This window comes from Photobacterium pectinilyticum, from assembly GCF_024357955.1.
GTDB classification, from domain to species: Bacteria; Pseudomonadota; Gammaproteobacteria; order Enterobacterales; family Vibrionaceae; genus Photobacterium; species Photobacterium pectinilyticum.
The window spans coordinates 1-18,905 of record NZ_JANEYT010000090.1 but is presented as its reverse complement, the minus strand read 5'-3'; the positions used below and the strand labels follow the sequence as shown (position 1 = coordinate 18,905).

Genomic DNA, 18,905 nt, shown 5'->3' with positions numbered 1-18,905 from the left:
GAAAAGCGCTTTTACGCTATGCACCCAAGGTAGGAGCCGGATGCGTTAGTAGCGCACGTCCGGATCTGCGCGGGGGGTGGCAGGTAACTGCCATTCCTACCGCGACCAATGCTGTTGGCTAGCAAGCGATTCATAAGCCGACTTAAACATTAATGTAAATCCTGCCTGCGTAAGGTCTTTAGCTGACATATCGGCTTTTTCCAGTCTACGGTAGCACTCATCCAATGCGAGAAGAACGGTATCTGCCTGATTGTTTTTTAACTGTTGTAGTTGCATGACATTATTCCCATCAAGATAGTTTGCCAATTAGATTTTGAGCAACCCTCAGAATTCCCTTAAAGCATAACTTTGCTAAGGTGAATGAACTCTGAATACGGTTGAACGTTTTTTGTTCAGTGGCAAAAGTTAATAGAAATATCTTAGTTATCATCCGTTAGGCATCTGTCATGATATTGTCAGGGGGATGTCAGAATCTCACTGATCGAGATAGTAAGAAAACAGCGCAACTTCAGGGGGAAGGGAAATTGCGCAATATCGAAAGGATATGTGGGTGTTTTAATAGTTCTTATCTATTTCTTCTAATTTGCCAATAAATTCCTGTATTTGTACTTCGTTGTTATTGTGGAACTCGGTGGTCGTTTGGTTGATCACCGATTCAGGATCTTCATTCATGGTGTGGAAGTGATAGGTATTGTGGAAATTGATATCCAGTGTGACTTTATCATCCGCCAGGCTGACACTATAGCCATCGGGTGACTCAGTACACTTTATATCATCCAGTTGGCTGCCAAACTCGATGGTCTGGCCTTGGCTTTTTATTTTCTCATAAACACTGAGCAGGGTGCGTACATCGACTCTGTTTTTCATTTTGACCTCCAACATGTACTAAAGATGCAGGACCTGTAACAAACAAATTAAGTATACAAAACGAAGCTGTCCTACTTTAAATTTAGGTGTTTATAGCCAGCCTGCCATACAAGTCTAAAAAGGTTTAATCTGGATCAATAATTGGTATCGATGAGCTTCACATTATTGAATTTTAAAGAAAATGAAAATGTTGCAAATTCATGATGACGGAATGGGGTTGAAGTGGTAGCTTGAAAGGTATGAACGACAACTAAACGGAATTATATCATGTTTAAGCAACTTGCCGAGGCGCAGTTAGATCCAATCCTATCGCTTTCTCTTGCTTATCGCGACGATCCTCGAGAAAACAAGGTTGATCTTGGTATTGGCGTGTATCGTAATAGCCAGGGGGAGACCCCTATCATGACGGCGGTACAGCTCGCGCAGCAGCAAGTACAGGCTAGCCAGAAAACGAAGGCATATGTTGGTCTTGCTGGTAACGAGCAGTTCAACCAGTCGATGATGGATCTGCTTTTGACCGGTACATCTGCTAAGGCAAGGGCTGCCGCGGTACAAACGCCTGGTGCCAGTGGTGCGCTGCGCATGTTAGCTGACTTGATTCATCTTGCTGAGCCTGAGACGACAGTTTGGATATCTAATCCAAGTTATGTAAACCATAAACCCGTGATGGAAGCTGCAGGACTAAAGGTTCGATACTACCCATATTTCGACTCAGCGACAAAACAGGTAAACAGTGGGGCAATGCTGCAGGAACTGGCTAAAGCAGGGCCTAAAGATGTGGTATTGCTACACGGTTGCTGCCATAACCCAACAGGGGCTGATATTTCTTTTGCCGATTGGCAGGCTATAACTGATCTGGCCAATAAAAATGGTTTCATGCCATTTGTTGATATTGCTTATCAAGGATTTGGCGACGGGCTGGATCAAGATGCTGCAGGCTTGCAATATATGGCTGACAATATCGAAGAGATGGTGATTGCGACATCCTGCTCGAAGAATTTTGGTTTGTACCGTGAGCGTACTGGTGCGGCAATCTTAGTTGGTGACACCCTGCAAGAAGCGCAAAAAGCGAAAGGGCGAATCCTTAACCTGGCTCGTTCAACCTACACCATGCCGCCTGATCATGGTGCCGCTTTGGTATCGACGATCCTGGATGATGCGTCGCTGACACAAACTTGGAAGCAAGAGCTGAGTGAAATGCAGCAGCGTTTGTTGGCATTGCGTGCGGGGTTAGTGTCTGAGGTCCATGCGTTGGGATCGGATCAGTTCGACTTTATTCAACAGCATAAAGGGATGTTTTCAGTTACGGGTCTAACACCTGAGCAAATCGGTCGTTTGCGCGATGACTATGCCATTTATGCGGTAGGTGATGGTCGTATTAATATCGCAGGCCTGCAAGAGCAACATTTGGGTTACTTAGCACAAGCGCTTGTGGCGGTATCAAAAAAATAATACTGGCTCTGAATTGAGATCATTATCGCTTTAAAAATCATAGAGGCCAGTCATATGACTGGCCTCTATGATTGTTCAAATCGGCGATTTTGTTGGGCTCTATGCTGCCATGGTATGGCGCTGAATAAACTCAATCGAGTGCTGATTGAACTCGTCTGGGCGTTCAACATTACAAACGTGCCCACAGTTTTCGAATTCTGTCAGGTAGCTATGCTCGTGTTTATCAACCATTTCTTTTACTGGCTTGATGAACATATAGTCATTGCCGCCCATTAAATAAAGTGTCGGTATCGGTAATTCTTTTTCTTTGAAACACTTCATTAAAGGATTGACGTCTGTTGCCAGTTTAAACCAACGTTTGAACTCCTTCTGGCACAACTTTTTAGCATCGTTAACAAACATCAATCGCGATTCTTTTTGTGTTTTCTGCGGCATAACCACGTAGGCAAACAACTTGTACAGCCACATGTAAGGGATGAAATGCTTGCACATGTTGCCCGCTGAAATTAACACCTGAGAACGTGTATTCAGGCGTGTAACCGCACCACCGAGAACCATGGTTTTTACTCTTTCGGGGGCCAATTCGGCTAGGCTACGAATAATGATCGTGCCGAGTGAAATCCCAACGAAATGTGCTGATTGGATTTTAAGGTGATTTAACACGTGTACGATGTCAGCCGTCACAGTTTTAAATGTGTACGGGTTTTTGATCATGTCCTGAAACATGTTGTTTGAGCGACCGTGCCCTCTTAGATCGAGAAGAAGTAGGTTGAAATGCTGCTTGTAGGCTTTTATCTGCTTGAACCAGATAGATGAACTACCTCCGGCACCATGAACAAATACAACCCAATCTTTGCTGGTTGGGTGATGGTAAGTTTTATGAAACAACAAAGTATCTGACATGTATCTACTCATTTTTATTTTCAGCAGGCATTATAACACGGGCCTCTCTAAGACTTTGCTCCGATGTGTGACGCTTTGTAAAATTAAGACTTAGGGCGAGTTCAAGTTATTGATTATGAGTTTAAGGATAAATATCGAAGATACAATACTGTGACTCATGTCACGCATTGATTTGGTTGTTGATGCCCTATTGTACGACAAATAGCAAAAACCGGCATAACCTCAGGCTATGCCGAAAAACGATGATTGACGTTTCTTGTTGCTTTCGTACATAGCAACTATATGACTCAGGATTTAAAGTAACTGAAGGCGATCCACTTCAATTTCAGGGATATTGCCGCCTTCATATTCGCCATAGAGACGTAGTCTTGTTGTGGCATTAATCGCTTCTGGTATGTTGATATCGTCGTCAATTTCAACTTGGATCTCTTTAGTGCCATCGCTGAAAATGAAAGTGTCGGCATTGATTTGCTTAATGAGGTGCCCTTCGACAATCGCTTCTTTTTCCGTGAACATACTCGTGTCTTTTAGTAGTTCAGCAACGCTAACGGTTTCTACTGGTCCTGAATAGTTCAAAGCATTCTCATTCTTGTTATGGTCTCCAGCAAAAGCGGCTGTTGGTAGAATGATAGCGGCAGTGGCGATAGCCATAACAGTGTTCTTAATCATAATTCGGTCTCCTTGTGTTGATGGTTATATTAAACAACACTGGTTCTGAATTAATGATGAGTTGGTTATTCAGAAATGGTTCATATACCTAAATAAATTGCGTACATATTATTTAACTTGCCATTGGATAGGTGAAAAACAAAAGGTGTACCAAGTTGAAAGCAAAATGAATCACAACAGCAAACGCTAGTCGACCTGTCCAATAATATGTCAGTCCATAAAGCAACCCAGCGAGAGTCGCAATGGCAATGAATAAAATACCACCAGCAAAATGGACTAAACCAAAGAGAAGGCTGGCAGCGATAATACCTGCGAAAGGAGTCAATCGCTCGATCATGCGTTGTTGGATATAGCCCCGGAACAGTGCTTCTTCAGCAACGCAAGTAAACAACAAGTTGTTGATGATAAATACCCAAGTCCAAGCGGGTAGCGAAATTTCAGGTTTAACAATTCCAGTGCTCCAGGCCATGAAAGGAAGCGCAACAAACAGCAGAGCAACAATAGTGAATTGTGGCTTTGTTATTGACGTGGTGTGTTTGAGCATACTCGGGACAAGCAGAACTAACCCGAAGACAATCTGTGGTTTGTCCAGATTTAAATACATCGAAAAAGGAGTGCTGTTTGAACCGGAGAAGGCTTTGTCGAGTACCAAGAGGTTGTTAAAACCAGGGATCAGGTGAAGTACCAAGGCTGCAGCCCAAAAAATGACGAACCCATGGCAAATCACCTTGTAAGCTCCGGTCAGACGTTGACTCTGCTTGGCAACGACAAGTCCAATAACGACAACCCCAAGGGCTAGGGGGGAAATGCGAGAAAAATAAAGTGCGGCTACTGCCGTCAGGCTTAGTAAAGCAGGCCATATTTTGGGTCTCAAGAATAACGATAATACGGTGCTAGCAAGAAGTAGCCAAACAAGGCCATCTGGCCATAGGTCATTAAGATGAAACATAGTATTGTAAGCTGAAATGATCGTTATAATGCGAAGGTTGATTACCATGATAACGAAAAAACGCCGTGTTTTCATTGTGATAATGTATAAAGGTTAATGAATGGCAACTGAGTTGGTACTGGGTGGAGCGCGATCAGGCAAAAGTCGTTACGCCGAATCGATCGCACAAATAAATGGAAAGCCTGTCATCTATATTGCGACAGCAACTGCGGGAGATGAAGAGATGGCAGAGCGTATTGAGCGCCATCGGCAGGACCGTCCATACGAGTGGACTGTCGTTGAAGAACCTACCGCTTTAGCTCTAGCTATTACTGAATTATCGACACCCGGCAACTGTTTATTAGTTGACTGCCTGACCCTGTGGCTAACTAACTGCTTATTCAATAAGGATTTCAGTACTGACTGGCGACAGCAGAAGGCTGAACTTCTTGGAGTCCTAGAAAAAGTAGAAGGGGATGTTATCTTAGTCAGTAATGAAGTTGGGCAGGGAATTGTGCCGATGGGCGAAATGTCGAGACGTTTTGTCGATGAGAGTGGTTGGCTGCACCAAGCCATCGCAGCGCAAGTTGATCGAGTCACTTTCGTTACGGCAGGGATCCCGCAGCTCTTGAAGGGGGCGTGATGGCTGAATGTATAAAGACAAGAATTGATATTTTGCGTCATGGCCTGCCTGAAGGCCACGGTTGTTTGAGGGGGCATACTGACTTTCCTATCACCCCGACAGGTTTGTCGCAAATGTCGAGTGCCGTAAAAGGGCTCAATGATATCGAACAAGTGGTTGCTTCTCCTTTACAACGATGCAGTGATTTTGCCAATCAATTTGCCCAGCAGTTCACTTTACCTTGTCAGCATTTTAGTCACTGGAAGGAAATGAATTTTGGCGACTGGGATGGACAAAGTCACGATAGCCTGTGGCAACAACACGGCTCGTTGTTAGAAACTTATTGGCAGAACCCGTGGTTATCGACGCCACATGGTGGGGAAACGCTGAAAGCGTTTGATCGTCGGATTCAACAAGCATGGGATCTGTTACTAGATAACTATTTAGGACAGAAAATATTACTCGTGACTCATGCTGGAGTGATGAAACAACTGATGCGGATCCTATTGGAGATGCCCGAAAACACCAACTACCTCCAACGTATCGATTTGCCTTATGCGGCGCGTTACCGTGTCACGGTAATAACAGATGAAAATGGAATCCATTGGCCACAGATCCAGTGGCCAGTCGAGCAGCATTATTAAGCGAGAACAAATGCAATCAACAACAAAAGCCTTGATGGTTCAGGGTACGACTTCTGATGCAGGTAAAAGTGTTTTAGCGGCAGGGCTGTGCCGTGTATTAGCACGTAAGAATATTAAAGTCGCCCCATTTAAGTCACAGAACATGGCGGGTATACGACAAAACTATCAATAAGTACTATTTAGTAATGAGTTTTTCATTTTTTCTTTTCAAAAATAGTGTGTTATGTATATTTTACCATCCGTGATGTGGCAATGATTATCAATATGTTATAACCTATCTAAAGCAGTATTAAGTAGTAAAGTGTACCAAATATGTACCAAAACTACTGTTGGTTAGGGAGTGTTAGATGAAGATAACGGATGCACGGTTAAGGCATATAGTTGGAAAGCCCTACAGTGGAGCACCGCAAATTGCTTATGAAAAAGGACTATCATTGCGCATCAGCCCCAAAGGGAAGGTCACATGGGTGCTTAGATATAACTTCAATGGTTCGCCCGTTAGGGTAAAGTTGGGGGAGTATCCTGCAATGAAAATAAAAGAGGCAAAAGATAAACGAGATGAATACAAATTACTTGTGTCTAAAGGAATTGATCCAAGAGGCAATCATATAAAACTTGGTGTTAACTCTCCTAAAACGATCTCTGCTCTGATTGAATACTATATAGAAAACTCCTTAATGGAGTCCAACAAACAATGGCCTGCAATTGAAAGCCTTCTTCGTCGCTCAATCATTCCTCATATTGGAGATTATCCTGCTGATGATATTGAACGAGCGGATTATGTTTGTTTGTTCAAACTTGAAAAAGAGAGAGCGGGAGCAAAACATGCAACAAGATTGCTTTATCGATTTAAGAGCATACTCAATTATGGTGTTAGGCATGGTTTTTTAAAGCAGAACCATCTTAATCACCTTAAAGGCAGTGATGTTGGTGAGATGAGCAAACCAGTGAAACGTAAGCTAATAGATGTTGAAATTGGTGCCTTGTGGGTATGTATTGATACACTTCCATATCATGAAACAATGAAAAACTTGCTCAAATTAACAATGATTTTTGGTTCTCGGGTTGGGGAATTGAGGCTATCTGAAAAATCTCATTTTGATTTTGAAATGTTGACTTGGACAGTGCCTGCTGAAAACCATAAAATGGGGAGGAAATCAGGTGCAGAAATTGTACGCTCAATCCCTGTAATGGCTGAAGAAATACTTAAACAACAAATCGAAATAGAACCAGACTTTAAGTATATGTTTCCTCAGTATTATATCGTTAAAGATAAGCCTCTCAACCAAAAAACACCTTATCGTCCATCATTAGTTTTAGCTCAAATGATGACTGAAATGGGCTACACAGAAACTCGTAATCACGATATGCGTAGAACGGCAAGGAATGCATGGGAAGCTCTAGATTTTCCGGAAAAGGTTAGTGAAACAATGATAGGTCATAAGGTTCATAAAGGTGTTCAAGCACACTATTTAGAATATTACTATCTTGATGAGCAACTAGATTGTTACGAAGAGTGGTGCGATTATATTCTTAGGCAAACAGAAATTTTTCTACGTCAGAAACGAGAGCATGGAAATTTACGTGTTGTTTCCTGAATATAATCACACCTTATAAGGGTTCAGACGAGCCCTTCATTTTTACACCATTCTTCAAACTCTTTTCTTGAGTATCTTCCCCTTGCTTTCTTTTGTGGAAAACTAGCGGTTCTCACAATAAAGGCATCAAGAGTCGTAGGCTTCATGCCTAATATCTTGCAAATATCTGCACGAGTAATAAACAAAGGCTTTACTGCTTCTGTGTTTAACTCATTCATTTTTTGCTCCTGTGATATTCATCCTGAAAAATTAATCCTTATTTTCAATAGATTGCAGCATTGCTGACTATGGAAATGGTTCTGTTCCAATGACAAACAGATGGGGGCTTTGTAGCCACAGCCGTCAAGGCAAGCCCCGTTACCGGGGAAATATTCAGTTTATTCATTCATATGTAACTTAGGTTCTCACGTTAAAACGACACTGCCTCATGTCAATTCTTGAACTAAGTGCGAAATGTCAGCATTTAGCTTCATTTGTTTGATCATAACGATTGTATTGCTCTCTTAACTACACAGAAATCACTGCTAAGCGACGCCCTTACGCTGGGGGGCATCGCTGGATCCCTAGACGTAATTCGGTACGTTTTCCTGATATAGGGTACATATAGTTGAAGTATCATGTCTTACACCCAAGCGGGCTCAAACGGTTATACAAACCTTCACAATCAGATTCTTTGTATACTTTCCCCTTTGGCTTGAGGTTATTAAGGGGCATATCACTTAGTGGCGTAACAATCTTTGGCATATCGAGATACTTATTCCTGTTTAGGTACCTCATTTTTCTTTTTTCCGATGGAAAAAAACACTCGGCGCAACTGAAAAAAATTTTTTTACTAGCTGATTGCTTGAATTTTGAACGACTAACTGTCTAAGAAAGCCTTTGCCCTTTGGATGTAATCACTCCACCATTGCATCATCTCTGCTCGCCTTGGTATGAGATCAGTTCGGTTATAGGCTGCTCTTACTTCGTTCTCACCCTTATGAGCAAGGGCTTTTTCTATAGGGTTTGGGTCAAACTCTTGTTCGTTCAGTACTGGGTGCTTGCTATTGCCCTGAGGCCATGGGAAACCAGTTCTCCTTTGAACCCCATATTTTTAATTGCTGCATTATCGGTTTGGCTATTGATGTGCATGTTTTTGGCTCTGCGGGAGTATAAAGACAAAAGGGGTATGTCCTGTAACAGGGTGCAGGAGGTTTAAGGTGTGAATGACTTGGTGGGAGGATAGGGGAAAACTATGTGCTAATCGGTGTTCAATTATGAGAACAAAGTCTAAAAAAGTGCTCCTTTATTATGACTTTTCGGCCATTCAAATATGGTAAATAACCAGATGAGACAATCTCCCATCTGGTTATGAATGTACCACATTGAGGTACTAATAGGTCGGCCCTATCACAATGATGCCAAGCTCTTTCTGTAAGCGTTCAACCTCATTTTTGCCAAGGATGAACTCTGCATCACCAATCGCCCGATGGGAGAAGAATTCTGTACTTTCCCGTTCCAGAATTAATAGGGTGGTGATGATTTGCTTTTTGATCTCGAGTTCTTCTTCTGCTGTAACGAAAAGCCCATGATGCGCGAAAGCAACGAAGTCGATTAGCTCGGTTAAACTTTTCATAAATGACACCTCTTTTAATAAATGAGATTTCATCATCAACGAAGATCTAAGTGCTGGAAATACACTTACGCCGGGGAAAATCGCGCTTTGGAAAAGGTAGTTAGTCATCGGTGTTTGGCTGGTGCCTTGACATCCCGTTCATTACTGTAAGCTGAAAGCTCATCAGTTAATGGGAGGCCATATGAAGAAGATCTATCAATTTCGGGGAGTTCGTTATTACACCGAAGTCGGTTATAACTGTGTGTTGATATTTAATGCGGATACCCATCAGTTCGTTTACCAGCTTTATGGCAGTGCCCTTGATGAAGAGGGCACTTTTCATCATTTTGTGAATAAGTACATGAGATAAAAGTCATAATCGTTGAACTTCAAGCAGAAGCCGCAGGTTTTCCTGCGGTTTAATTTTAACCCGTCGACGAAATCAGCAGGTTGTAATAACAGTACTAGAATGGACACATATTCGTCGTAGACGATGATGCCGAAGAGCTGATCGGCTGAAAAGCTCAGAGTTTTGATTCAAAGGGGACGTATTCACAAGGCTTAAACCTTTTCATTTTTCTAACCAAGAGTCATAGGTATCGATATAGTGCCTGGCAGACAAGCCGTTAAATCAAGAAGACCTGCAAACCATGCAAATATGGTCACTGCTTCTCCCTCGTCTCTTTTTTCCAAAAAGAGACGAGGGAGTACGAAGATTCCGAAGTCCAGCAATGGCAAGGCTTATAGACGTAAGATAAAGCAAAATCGACGAACGATTTTGGACGACAGCGACAAATTCGCCGGATCTCGCCACCAACTATTGAGTGGCCTGAGCGGGAAGCAGCCCCATAGCAATTTGTCTCCATACTGTTACGAGCAACAAGCTTATAGGCGTTGGGACCGCCATTATCTCCCTTTCACAACAAAGACGCGCCCTTTCCAAATGCGCACCTAACACTTTACTGATTGACTGTGGTTGTGAACTGAAAGCTGATGTGATTAATACTGATTAAACAGATATGGTTTCGATATTCAAAATTAGAGGTGGATTAAAATGGCCATTCATGCTCTGTTCAAATTGAATTAACAGCTTTGTATGAGTTGGAATATCGATGTGAGCATGTAAGGTAAGTGTTGAGTAGGATTAACATGCTGGATAGTGTACCCAGCATGCTTTTATTCTTATTATGGTGCCACTTCATTAGATACTGGTTGGGCTGTTTCGGGTAAGAACTCTTGATAGATCTCTTCGACGGTTTTCCCTTTTGTCTCTGGTAAATAACGGTAGCAAATGTAAGCCAGCATTAGGCTAAATAAGCCATAGATGAAAAAGGGGAAGCTGCCATTAAAGTGTTCTTGCAACCATGGGCTATCGTTCATCATTGGGAAAGTCTGGGCGACAATGACATTGGTAAACCAGAATAACAAGGTTGATTTCGACACGATGCGGTTACGGTGAGAGTTAGGGCAGATCTCTGCGGCAATCACCCAGGGGAGTGGTCCACAAGTTGAGCCGAAGGCAAACAAGTACGTCATAATGACAGCTAGCAGCCATATGCCTGTATTACCAGTTAATACTGCCAAACCGACTAAGATAATCGTGGCTGCGACAATCAGCGAGCCCCAGATCATCATAGGGCGGCGACCTAACTTATCTGCATTCTTTGCCGCCACAATAGCCGCAGAGAAACAGACGACGCCAATTAATACATTTTGGAAGAAGACATCGCCCCAAAGGGTTGTCCCGCCATCGCCAGTTCCAATACTGTTGAGCAAAACTGTTGTGTAATAGATGATGACATTGATACCTGTTGCTTGGCTTAAGCAGGCTACTGCAATGGCCATCCACAGTACTTTTCCAAGCCCCGATTCATATATTCCTTTATTCGATATTGTGGTTCGGCTGATATCCACTTCAATCTCATTCAAGATAGTGGGTGCTTTTTCATTGCCATTCGCTTTGGCTAGAATGGCTTTGGCTTCGGTACTACGTTTTTGCTGTACCAGCCAGCGCGGCGACTCAGGTAAAAAGAATGCTGCAATAGCCAACACTGCTGCAGGAATCAACTCACCGAAGAACATCCACCGCCAAGCAGTTTCAACTAGCCAGTCCAAACCTCGGCCAGAAACGATGACATAGTTAATGAAGTAGGTACAAAGGATCCCAAAGGTGATCATGACCTGGTTAAATGAACCATAGAACCCTCTTTTGTCACTTGGGGAAATCTCCGAGAGGTAAACTGGGACAATCATTGATGATAATCCCATCCCGAAACCACCGATGACTCGATAGATGACAAGCTCTGAGAAGGTATCAGGCATGGAGGAGCCAATGGCACTGACTGCAAATAAGATTGCACTCAAGTGAAGAACTTTTTTACGGCCATATTTTTCACTAAGCGTTGAAGCCACCCCCGCACCTGCCATACAGCCAATTAAGGCAGAGCTAACTCCCCAACCGACCATAGCAGGGGATAAATCGAAGTAGGCTGAAAAGTATTGGACAGCCCCTGAGATGACGGCGATATCGTAACCAAATAAAAGCCCCCCGACCGAACAGATGAGGGCCACGAGAAATCCATATTGCGGTGCACTGAGTTTTTCCATAACTAACGTCTCCATATGACTGGTATGTCCAGATAAATTGTCATGGATTGAGGTGATTTGCTGATAGCCAAATATTTGCAGAAAATGCGCAAATATTAGCAGGTTTTAGTTTATGAGAGATGCTTGTCTATAAGAGCTGTGAGAAGCTAGTGTCATCTCAGCGAAATACCCTTATCACAACGTCTGGTCTAGTGGTTGTGAAGGGGAGTGGATTCCATACATCAAGTTACAACCGACATCAGAGCTGGTGCTAGAATTCTAACTTTAAAAAGTAGGGTTAATACTAGTTGAAGCCTAAATGTGATGGCACGTCACATGATGTATGCCTAAAAGACTAGGTAGAAAAAGGGACGAGTAGGGGGGAAACTATGAATAGTCTCCGACTTGATAGACACGCTTGAACTGGATATTTACCTAAGATCAGATTATTCAAAGTTGTCGACTTCGAGCCTCAAATCTAACGCGAAAATGTCCAGCTCCGTGCTGGCGGGTAGATCACCATAACGCAGACATGCCCCTCTTCGAGTCAGCCTATTTTCGGTAAGCATCTGCTGCTCATTTCTATGCGTATAATATTTAGTAGTTACACAATTGCTCATGGCATACTGATTTAAATGTTCTGGATAGTCATATTACTCATAATCGCGACATGCGTCTTCCTGCCGGGTCTGTGGGTCAAGCATGTGATGGAAAAGTACAGACAGCCGGCTGATCGCTACCGCAAGCAGGGAAGTGGTGGTGAACTTGCTCGCCACCTGCTGGACAGCTTCGGCTTGGGTAACGTCGAGGTAGAGGAGACCTCTGCCGGTGATCACTATGATCCGGTATCTAAGGCTGTGCGTCTGACGCCGGACAACTACTCCGGATACTCGCTGACGGCAGTGACTGTGGCCGCCCATGAAGTGGGGCATGCAATTCAAGATTCACGTGGAGAGTCCTTGTTCCTGGCGCGGCAGAAACTCGTAAAGACTGCCATGGTCGGCGAGCGTATTGCCGGAATGATGCTAGTGGCTGCACCGCTTGTCCTAATGCTAACCCGCATGCCGCAAGCGGGAGCGATAACGATAATGATTGGTATTGTTTCAATGGCACTAAGTACCATGGTGCACCTGTTGACTCTTCCGGTTGAGTTCGATGCCAGTTATGGCAAAGCTCTGCCGATCCTGCAGAAAGGCGGCTACCTGCATGATGGTGATCTGGAGCATGCGGAGAAAATTCTCAAGGCGGCGGCGCTGACCTATGTCGCTGCCTCGCTGACCAGCTTGTTAAACTTGGGGCGATGGGTCGCGGTGCTCCGTCGGTAATGGCTGCTTGATGCCAGAGGTTTAGCGAGTGCTATGTCATTGACCAGGCGTGGTATCAACTCGGCGCCTGAGTTATCCCTTCCATACAGCCGTTTATCACCAACCCTGACTTTGTCTACGGATACAAGCACGATATACCACAGACTCCGGTGAATTATGGCGCGCATAAAACCTTTTATGGCAGTGGAGCTGAAGGCTCAACGGCACTAACCGCCGATTGATATATGGCCACTGATCCAAGCGGCAAAATATCAACACGGAATTGCCCCTAAATAAGTTAAAGTAAATACTCATTCATGAACTATTCATACTAGATTTGAATTAATTTGATTCATGCGACACTTATAAAAAAGGCAGTCGAATCACTGCCTATTTAACTATGGGAATATGCTTAATACTGGCGTCTTCGCCAAGCTATAAACAGTATTGTAAGAAGGCTGATTAGCCCCATCGATGATCCCCCGCCCGATGAGCTGTTATCATTGCCGCCACCAACATTACCATTATCGCCATCGCCGCCATCGCCGCCATCACCGCCATCGCCGCCATCATCGCCATCGCCGCCATCGCCGCCATCCGACACAACGAAATCTACTCCCAAACGGGTGCTAAGACTCTGCACATAAAACACAAAGTTGTCAGCATTGATTCCAGCGATATCGCAAACCGGCTTCGAGCAGGAAACAAAGTTATTGTCTCCGTCGTAGTACAGCAGCACAGCTTTATCACCGCTTACGTGATCCAGAACAATTGAAAGGCTCTTACTCTCAGGCGTCGCAACCTCAAAGGTTATGCGCGTATTGTCAGAGATATGAAGGCTTTCCGTTGCATCTAGGTTCAACATGTAAACAGGACCCGCGATGTGTGTTGGCACAAACTCGGTATATGACGCAGTGATTTTACCTGCGTTGACATCGCCTGCCGGCTCTAGCTTGATGAACAAGGTATCGTTCACGGTACCTTCAAAGGCTACACCCAAGGTATGCACGCCATTGCTGCCTGCGACATCGTAGTCAAAGTCAACATTGGTTGGTACAGCACCCATCTTGGCCAAAACTCGGCTTCCTTCAGGAATACCTGAAAGGGTAAAGCCATAACCGTTGATGTCTGCGCTGATTGGTAACGAGAAGACGGTGGTAGCTACCCCTGAAAAACTGGCTTCTACACCATTATCAAGCGCTACGTCCACAACCGGGTTGACTTCAATCTCGAAACCACCCAAATCGACTGTGCCAGGGCCACCATTTGACTCGAGCACATAGGTACACACGTCATAAGTGGAAATAATCCCTTGCGTGTAACAGGTCGAATTGCTCGCATCGATGATCACATCGCCTTCAGTACTTGCTGAATCCATAATTTCATCAACAAACAACGACTGCACAGTGATTTCAACCGGCGTACCGCTCACAAGCGCCAAGGTCGGCGCATGCCAGCTGTTCACGGTTTCTGCGATCCAGTCACGAACGTCAAAGCCAGACAAGTCAGTTGCCATCAAATACTTAAATTGCTTCAGGTCATTACTATAAACAGCCTGACGCTGATGAACCCCTACTATTTGATTATCAATGACATACGGACCACCCGAATCACCGCCACGAGAAGTCCCTCCCGTCACATCGGTTTCATCAACCAAGTCGGCATACAAGGCGTAATCATCCAACCAACAATAATCTTGGTAATCACCCGTGGTAGGGGTACAGCTATCATACGGACCCACTGAGTGCCAACGCTCGACATAATGAAGCGGCAACGTCGATATATCTGGCCCTTTCCACATTTCATCGTGGCCATAACCATATAATCGCACCTTCTTGTCCTGAGCATAGACATCCATCCCAATAGGTACAATTTCAGTTAGCTGCAAATGGCCATCCATCTCCCACAACGCCACATCTGCTGCAGAATGCCACTCATTCTCGTGACAGTCCTGAGATGACACACCAGAACCTGGAATCAAGCGCGTACAAAATTCGGGATGACGAACCTTATTCAACACATCGAAGACCGTAACGCCCGATATATTTGAAATCGTATGGTCATGATAGACTCGCTCACCAGCATAGCAGTGTGCTGCCGTTAGGTGCCATTTACCGGCGACCAACGCGCCGGTACACCCATCCGTACGACCCACCCAGTTGTGCTCGGCTTTAGCCACCTCTTGACCACCGATGGTGAAGAGTGTTGGTGGCTCCTCTGTTTGTGCCCCCAAGAGCGAAGATATTCCTAACCCCGTAAATGCAATTAATAAACGCATGAGAATCAACTCCTTTAGTTCTCATCCGTGTGATTACTCACCTACTGATTTGATTTTTACTAGGTGAAACAGCCATTCACACATATAAAATAAAATGCACAATAATTGTCCAATATTTTGGGAAAACTGAATAGTCTCAATGTTTTGCATGTAGTGAGAGTGTAAGGCTTTTACTCTTGCTTAAGAATCGAATACTTATAGTAATTATGCTGGGAGTGATTTGAATTATTGCCCTAACATGCTTAATGTCCAGAGATGTATGAAGGGGCTTGAAACACACCTTTGTCGAGTAGACGACACCTGTTACCAAGTGTCGTCCCTCTAAGAACCCAGCGTGCAACTTTCACCGCACTAGGCTCAAGCCTTCACGAGAGCACCAATTGGCACCCAGCAACTTATAAAGCAGTGAGAGCAGGCTCATGCCAAGAGTTACGGAATTGCTTCTTTGATTTTCTCTTAGCCAAGTATTCTTGGTATTGAGGATCAAAAGGCGTAGCGGCACTCCTGATTTTCACATGTCTCTCTATTGGCACCTTAGCTATTTGAAACAGATTGAACTGACAATCCATATTCATGATCTTCTGCCAACCGTGAAATTGCCATTGACCTTGGCGGTTGATGAAGTATTTAAGGGCGATCCAAGTTCTAGATTTTGTTGGATGACGCCTTTTAGCCCAGTGCCATAACGTATGGAATAGCTTGTGACCTACATATCCGAATACCTGTTTGGCCACGCAGTGTCGATAGTAATTCGACCAGCCCCTGAGTTTCGGATTTATCAGCTTGATAAGATCGTTAACGGGGATGGTTGCATGCTTTTTGATGAGTTCGCGCAAATTACTTAGGAACAGTAGCGTGTTGGATTTACTCGGTTTAATGAGCAATTTCCCTTTGTACTTCCTATGGTTAAAACCTAGGAAATCAAAACCACGACTGATATGGGTAATGTGCGTTTTCTCTTCGGAGAGTGTTAAGCCTCTTTCTGCTAAGAAATCAGCAATCAACGGTTTGATATCGTTCTCCAGCACTTCCTTTGAAGCACAGGTGACGACGAAATCGTCGGCGTATCCAATAAAGTTGGCTCTTGCCCCCTTTTTGAGAGCGGTAGACTTTATGCGCAGTTCAAGTCCTGCAAGGGTCATTAGCATCAAGGTGGGGGATATAACCCCGGCTTGAGGTGTTCCCTCATCAGTACGATAGAACAGCCCTTTGTCCATAAAACCAGACTTTAACCATTGTTCCAACATGCGTTTATCCACGGCAATGTTGTTCATAAGCCATTGATGCCCAATCTTGTCGAAACAGGCTTTGATGTCTCCCTCAAGAACCCATTGAGCTGATTTCTTTAATGCCAGACACTTGAAGCACTGTGCGACTGCATCGGCAGTGCTGCGGTTTGGTCTAAATCCATAGCTGTTAGGGTCGGCAAGTGTTTCTGATACAGGCTCCAGAGCAAGAAGATGAAGCGCTTGCTGCGCTCTATCGACCATGCAGGGGATACCCAGAGGTCTGAGCTTACCGTTTTTCTTGGGGATGTAGATACGCTTAAGCGGTTTGGCTTGATAAGCTTTCCTGCTCAATTGATGGACTGCTTTCATACGGCGCGTATCTGTGTTCCAGATGACGCCGTCTACTCCAGGCGTTTTACTGCCTTTGTTTTGTGATACCCGCTTAACAGCAAGAAGTTTTGCCGAACGCGAGTGGGTCAGTATCCACTGCAACGCTTTCGCTTTGCCGTGTTTACTTTCTCGTGTTGCCTTTGCAATACGCACCTGAAGCTTTAAAACATGGGATTCAACGGCCTTCCAATTGATGGATTGCCATTGAGCACTGTTAGGAGAGGCACTAATCTCTTTTGAAATCATCATTTGCGTTTCTCCTTGAATAAAGTTCTTCAAATTATCTTGCAACGGAAGACCAGTCGGAAGTCAGCCCACTTTCGTGATCAGATATAAATCTGTATCTGCATCGTTACAATGCAGCGTTCGCTTTTTCCAACATCCTCTACCTGCATCACTATCGGCCACAAAGGCTTTCCCGAAGGGAGTGATACAGGCTTACCGTGTTCCGTATGTCGCGCAATGTCAGGGTAGATGCCCGCTATGGTGCGGAGAGTTCAATGATCACGAAAGAGCATGGGGCAATCTCTTTCCGACTCTCTTGCCTTTTGGCTACAGCGTATTAACCACTTCCGCTGTTTCAACGTATAACGCACCTTACGCGGATTCACGTATGTTCATCATGCTGACTACCTAGCACTCACCCAATTTTGTGGTTATCAGGAGGATCGTCCTCTCACGATTTCAATCCCGATTGGCCTATAACCAATCTTCGTTACATTGTCAGAGCCGCTACTTTATTCAGGCTCCTAGGTTCATCTGGTGATACAGATGGTTCACTCGTTGAGCGGTGAACAGCGCTTCATACGACCTCACGTCGCACGCCCCATTCGGTGTTAGCCGAAAACTAGCGAGTAGCAGTGCTATCTACCTATGCCAATACTGCAATGGGGAGTTAAACATGACAAGGGTACCCCAAGCTTTGCTGTAGTGACCGCCTAAGTGTGGTAGGTCTGGCTGAAGGGCCTCAATTCAGGTGTAATATAAGATTCTAAAAGAACCTACAGGAAGTCTATTTCATGACACAAAGTTTTATTGTGAATGAGCTTAGTCGACAGCTTAAATCACATCGACAAAGGTTAGCGATGTTGAAGCTGGTAAAGTTTGCTGAGCAAGATAGTTCTGATGATGTGAAATTGTTAGAACTTGAGACACTAATAACTGAACAAGAAATTAAAGTCACTAAGAAAGAAAAGCAAATTGCTCAAATACAAGCATTATTAGATGTTATACCTCGCGTTTTAAAAGTGTTGACTTTCTTGGCTGTCCTTGTGACTGTATTTTACATGGCTGCAAAGTTTCTTTGTTTATAATGGCCGTGTAATCCGACGCCTATGCAGTAAAACAGTTTTGTCCAACTCTGCAGTAACGAGGCAGATCATCGTAACGCAGATCTGCCCCATTCAAAGTTAGCCCACTTATCAGTCACTTTTTACGGACGAGTATTTGACCTACTATTTCTAATCAGTGTAGTGTCTAGTTGATTGAAGCTTTTTAGGTAGGAGTATTATTTTGAATACAGAACCAACGGTGAACACTGATGAGTTTCTTAAGATCCTTTCGTCAGAATTGAAATCACTCCCGACACTAGACCTAGAACTATGCGATCTATCGAATGAGATAGGGCTTATCGTTGCAAAGTTGGTTGGCACAGAAAAGCCTCTCGAAAATGAATTTAAGAGCGGAATCGCACATGGATTTGATTTAGTGCGACGTGAGGTAAAGAAGGCACGTTCAACACCCAGCTAGCTAATTTGGCTAGCTCAGTAATTAGATGGTACGCCCCACACCTACGCTAAAATTTACAATGTCGACGAACATTTAGAGGTGCCATCATGTCA

General features: G+C 44.1%; 16 protein-coding genes and 1 pseudogene. 8 read left to right on the top strand and 9 right to left on the bottom strand.

Going from position 1 to position 18,905, the window contains the following annotated elements; translation table 11 throughout:
- Positions 1-555: 555 nt before the first annotated feature.
- Positions 556-867, bottom strand: a complete 312-nt coding sequence (locus NHN17_RS22610; RefSeq protein ID WP_255044914.1) for a DUF3081 family protein — start codon at positions 865-867, stop codon at positions 556-558.
- Positions 868-1,134: 267 nt separating this feature from the next.
- Here NHN17_RS22610 and NHN17_RS22605 point away from each other — a divergent pair, with 267 nt between their 5' ends.
- A complete protein-coding gene (locus tag NHN17_RS22605; RefSeq protein WP_255044913.1) occupies positions 1,135-2,319 on the top strand; it encodes an amino acid aminotransferase in 1,185 nt (394 codons plus the stop codon).
- 99 nt (positions 2,320-2,418) lie between these two features.
- Here NHN17_RS22605 and NHN17_RS22600 read toward each other — a convergent pair whose 3' ends face one another.
- The 3 genes from NHN17_RS22600 to NHN17_RS22590 all read right to left on the bottom strand — a co-directional run bounded on the left by NHN17_RS22600 (position 2,419) and on the right by NHN17_RS22590 (position 4,840).
- On the bottom strand, positions 2,419-3,222 hold the full coding sequence (locus tag NHN17_RS22600) for an alpha/beta fold hydrolase (RefSeq protein ID WP_255044912.1): 804 nt from the start codon (positions 3,220-3,222) through the stop codon (positions 2,419-2,421).
- Positions 3,223-3,516: 294 nt separating this feature from the next.
- Positions 3,517-3,888, bottom strand: coding sequence for a YgiW/YdeI family stress tolerance OB fold protein (locus tag NHN17_RS22595; protein WP_255044915.1), 372 nt, complete (start codon positions 3,886-3,888; stop codon positions 3,517-3,519).
- 115 nt (positions 3,889-4,003) lie between these two features.
- The gene (locus tag NHN17_RS22590) at positions 4,004-4,840 is read right to left on the bottom strand and encodes a CPBP family intramembrane glutamic endopeptidase (protein ID WP_255044911.1); all 837 of its coding nucleotides are present in this window, start codon (positions 4,838-4,840) and stop codon (positions 4,004-4,006) included.
- A gap of 100 nt (positions 4,841-4,940) precedes the next feature.
- Here NHN17_RS22590 and cobU point away from each other — a divergent pair, with 100 nt between their 5' ends.
- The 4 genes and pseudogenes from cobU (at position 4,941) to NHN17_RS22570 (ending at position 7,683) form a co-directional block, all read left to right on the top strand.
- Positions 4,941-5,462, top strand: a complete 522-nt coding sequence (gene cobU, locus NHN17_RS22585) for a bifunctional adenosylcobinamide kinase/adenosylcobinamide-phosphate guanylyltransferase (RefSeq protein WP_255044910.1) — start codon at positions 4,941-4,943, stop codon at positions 5,460-5,462.
- Positions 5,462-6,085 carry a histidine phosphatase family protein gene (locus NHN17_RS22580; RefSeq protein WP_255044909.1) on the top strand — a complete coding sequence of 208 codons (624 nt, stop codon included), beginning with the start codon at positions 5,462-5,464 and terminating at the stop codon, positions 6,083-6,085. Before cobU ends, NHN17_RS22580 begins: the two co-directional genes overlap by 1 nt.
- 10 nt (positions 6,086-6,095) lie before the next feature.
- A pseudogene (locus NHN17_RS22575) lies at positions 6,096-6,233 on the top strand (nucleotide-binding protein); the annotation flags it as partial.
- A 199-nt stretch (positions 6,234-6,432) separates the two neighbouring features.
- Positions 6,433-7,683 (top strand): tyrosine-type recombinase/integrase, encoded by a 1,251-nt coding sequence (locus tag NHN17_RS22570; protein ID WP_255044908.1) that lies wholly within the window; start codon positions 6,433-6,435, stop codon positions 7,681-7,683.
- Between the two features lie 23 nt (positions 7,684-7,706).
- On the opposite strand, the gene NHN17_RS22565 is transcribed toward NHN17_RS22570, so the two are convergent.
- Both NHN17_RS22565 and NHN17_RS22560 read right to left on the bottom strand, forming a co-directional pair.
- Positions 7,707-7,901, bottom strand: coding sequence for a hypothetical protein (locus tag NHN17_RS22565; protein ID WP_255044907.1), 195 nt, complete (start codon positions 7,899-7,901; stop codon positions 7,707-7,709).
- 1,154 nt (positions 7,902-9,055) lie between these two features.
- Entirely contained in the window at positions 9,056-9,298 is a 243-nt protein-coding gene (locus NHN17_RS22560) for a hypothetical protein (protein WP_255044906.1), read from the bottom strand.
- Between the two features lie 181 nt (positions 9,299-9,479).
- On the opposite strand from NHN17_RS22560, the gene NHN17_RS22555 reads away from it, so the two are divergent.
- Complete coding sequence (locus NHN17_RS22555; RefSeq protein WP_255044905.1) at positions 9,480-9,647, top strand: hypothetical protein; 168 nt, start codon at positions 9,480-9,482, stop codon at positions 9,645-9,647.
- Between the two features lie 815 nt (positions 9,648-10,462).
- Here NHN17_RS22555 and NHN17_RS22550 read toward each other — a convergent pair.
- Entirely contained in the window at positions 10,463-11,884 is a 1,422-nt protein-coding gene (locus tag NHN17_RS22550; RefSeq protein WP_255044903.1) for a sugar porter family MFS transporter, read from the bottom strand.
- Between the two features lie 614 nt (positions 11,885-12,498).
- On the opposite strand from NHN17_RS22550, the gene NHN17_RS22545 reads away from it, so the two are divergent.
- A complete protein-coding gene (locus tag NHN17_RS22545; protein WP_255044902.1) occupies positions 12,499-13,188 on the top strand; it encodes a zinc metallopeptidase in 690 nt (229 codons plus the stop codon).
- Positions 13,189-13,579: 391 nt separating this feature from the next.
- On the opposite strand, the gene NHN17_RS22540 is transcribed toward NHN17_RS22545, so the two are convergent.
- Positions 13,580-15,445 carry a trypsin-like serine protease gene (locus NHN17_RS22540; protein WP_255044901.1) on the bottom strand — a complete coding sequence of 622 codons (1,866 nt, stop codon included), beginning with the start codon at positions 15,443-15,445 and terminating at the stop codon, positions 13,580-13,582.
- Between the two features lie 395 nt (positions 15,446-15,840).
- Positions 15,841-17,313, bottom strand: coding sequence for a group II intron reverse transcriptase/maturase (ltrA, locus tag NHN17_RS22535; protein WP_255044900.1), 1,473 nt, complete (start codon positions 17,311-17,313; stop codon positions 15,841-15,843).
- A 770-nt stretch (positions 17,314-18,083) separates the two neighbouring features.
- Here ltrA and NHN17_RS22530 point away from each other — a divergent pair.
- Positions 18,084-18,377, top strand: a complete 294-nt coding sequence (locus tag NHN17_RS22530) for a hypothetical protein (RefSeq protein WP_255044899.1) — start codon at positions 18,084-18,086, stop codon at positions 18,375-18,377.
- Positions 18,378-18,905: the final 528 nt, after the last annotated feature.